The sequence below is a fragment of the Photobacterium sp. R1 genome, assembly GCF_054600795.1.
In genome coordinates, this window is record NZ_BAAHZP010000104.1 from 1 (window position 1) to 443 (window position 443).

1 protein-coding gene is annotated in these 443 nt (G+C 53.7%); it reads right to left on the reverse strand.

Annotated elements, in window-relative coordinates; all coding sequences use genetic code 11:
• A partial coding sequence (locus ACYP03_RS24170) for an AAA family ATPase (RefSeq protein ID WP_459782390.1) occupies positions 1 to 443 on the reverse strand: 443 nt, incomplete at both ends.

Consider the following 443-nt stretch of genomic DNA (forward strand, 5'->3'; position numbering starts at 1 on the left):
AGATCCGACGGACGTGCGACCTGGAAGGCGCCGGAAGCGATGAACAGAATGTGATCGGTTCTGACCATGCCATGCTTAGTCGAGACCGTTGAACCTTCCACCAGTGGCAGCAGGTCACGCTGGACACCTTCGCGGGACACATCCGGACCTGAGCTTTCGCCACGCTTACAGATTTTGTCGATCTCATCAATGAAGACGATACCGTTGTTCTCGACGGCGTGGATAGCCTGCTCTTTCAGCTCTTCCTGATTGACCAGTTTAGCGGCTTCATCTTCGGTCACCGCTTTGAGCGCATCTTTGATTTTCATCTTGCGCTTTTTAGTGGTGTTGCCCGCCAGATTCTGGAACATGCCCTGCAGTTGATTGGTCATCTCTTCCATGCCGGGAGGGGCCATGATCTCGACTCCCATCTGTGGGGCCGCCACGTCAATTTCTATTTCCTT